This window comes from uncultured Campylobacter sp. (assembly GCF_938031315.1).
GTDB lineage: Bacteria > Campylobacterota > Campylobacteria > Campylobacterales > Campylobacteraceae > Campylobacter_B.
In genome coordinates this window covers 1-1813 of sequence record NZ_CALHHT010000077.1, presented here as the reverse complement: position 1 = coordinate 1813, position 1813 = coordinate 1, and the positions used below count along the sequence as shown (strand labels likewise).

The following is a 1813-nucleotide window of genomic DNA, read 5'->3' as shown; positions in this document are numbered from 1 at the left end:
CAAACGCATATCTGGAGCGCATTGCGGGCGAAATCATCGCTGATCTGCTCTCAAAGCGTATCGTCGGAAAGAAAGGCGGTAGATTCAGCGTTGTCGGCATCGAACCGCTGGACGGGACGAACGCACACGGCGTAGATGCAGAATTTTTAAGCAAAAAAATTAGAATTTCGCTGCTGCATTCGGGCAAAGCTGTCGTCACCGACGCTCCGAGCAAAGATGAGCTAATCTTCAGCAACGATGGCTTTAGGCGCACCGATCACACCGTAGGAACGGGCTCGATTTATGAGCCGGATTATATTTTAATCGGCAAAATTTCACCGGCCTCGGAGCAAAATCCGCCGTCCGCAAAAGGTAAAAAAGCCTTGGCACAGGCGGACGATGCCCTATTTTTAGAGCTTTTCTTGATCGATACGCAGAACAACAAGAGCGTGTGGAAATATAAAAAAGCGCTTCAAAAGCAAATTTAAGGAATTTTTCGCTAAACTCACGGTTTATTTTTTTGAAAGGCGGTGAGGAAAGTGCCTGGAGTAAAGGTATATCCGAACGAATCATTTGACGAAGCTTACAGACGCTTTAAGAAGCAGACCGATCGTAACCTAGTCGTTACCGAGGTTCGCGCGAGACGATTTTTTGAGCCGATGACGGAAGTCCGCAAAAAGCAAAAAATTTCAGCTCGCAAAAAGATGCTTAAACGTCTTTACACGCTACGTCGCTACGAGTCACGCTTGTAGCAGTCTGCGCGGATTTGTAAATTTTAAATTTGCAGATCTGCGCGAAATTTTATCTCACATCTTTTTAAATTTACAGCCTGCTTGAAATTTTACCCGCCCCGACAGCGCCGAAATTCCACTTTAAAATTTTAAAATTTACCTAATTAAATTTACCCGCCTTTGTGCGGCGCCTGCTTTATACGACATATCCGCCCGCAAGCCGCTAAATTTTGAAATTTATTTTTACCTATTAGTTTTTTAGATATACTTCTGCATAAATTTCAAGGAGCGAATATGGATTTAAACGACTACCTGCACACCAGAGATCAGCAGCCCGTAAACCCGCAAGAAAAAGAGATCGCGCTCATCAAATACACCTTCATCGCAGCCTGCGCGCTTAAAGCGCTCGCAGAGCTGGTGCTGCTTGCGATGGGCACCTACGGCGGCTTGGGCGTATTGCTAAGCACCGCGGCGCTCGTGCTTTTTATCTTTAGCGTGTACAACGCCGCGGGGCTCTGCGCGAGCAAAAGCCTCTTTCGCAACGCCATAATCGGCTTTGCGGCGATATTTGCGGGCGTTTTATTATTCATATTTTTAGCGGGCGGCATCATCGCTCACATACTGCTTGCGCTCGGGCTTCTCGCGTCATTTGCGTTTTTCTTCAGATTTTACCAAGAGCTTGGCGATAGCAGCGCCGTTTCGCTGTTTTTCTACTGCTTCGTCTCGCTCGTACTTTCCGCGCTTGCCACCGCCTTTTTGGCGCGATTTTCCGTGCCCGCCGCTGCCTTGATAAATCTCGCCGCTCTGGTGCTCAACGCCTACGCAATGTTTAGCGTGACAAATTTCGCCCACTCCTACCGCGACTACGGACTGCGCGGCAAATTTTAAGACGCGAAAAGGCGCCTATACGAAAGAAGCGAACCCGCGATGAAATTTAAAGATAAAATTTTAAAATTTCATCGCCGCAGACCCTCTGCGCGGATAAATTTAAATCTAAATTTTAAAATTTAAAGGAACAGATCGTGGTTGGTTTTAGACGCATACTTTACGCGCTGTTTTGCGGGGCGCTGTTTTGCGGCGTACTTTACGGCGAAAATCCAAAT

The 1813-nt window shown here is 47.0% G+C and carries 3 protein-coding genes; all 3 read left to right on the top strand.

The window, feature by feature from the left end:
• A partial coding sequence (locus Q0236_RS02145; protein ID WP_297914506.1) for a hypothetical protein occupies window positions 1-467 on the top strand: 467 nt, incomplete at its 5' end.
• A 51-nt stretch (window positions 468-518) separates the two neighbouring features.
• Window positions 519-731: a 30S ribosomal protein S21 gene (gene rpsU / locus Q0236_RS02140; RefSeq protein WP_005869392.1), complete on the top strand. Its 213-nt coding sequence runs from the start codon at window positions 519-521 to the stop codon at window positions 729-731.
• Between the two features lie 273 nt (window positions 732-1004).
• Window positions 1005-1598, top strand: coding sequence for a hypothetical protein (locus Q0236_RS02135; protein WP_297914504.1), 594 nt, complete (start codon window positions 1005-1007; stop codon window positions 1596-1598).
• Window positions 1599-1813: the final 215 nt, after the last annotated feature.

What these genes read in the sequence shown, in the direction of transcription:
- Q0236_RS02135 (WP_297914504.1), top strand. Translation starts at nt 1,005, where the DNA reads ATGGATTTAAACGACTACCTGCACACCAGAGATCAGCAGCCCGTAAAC.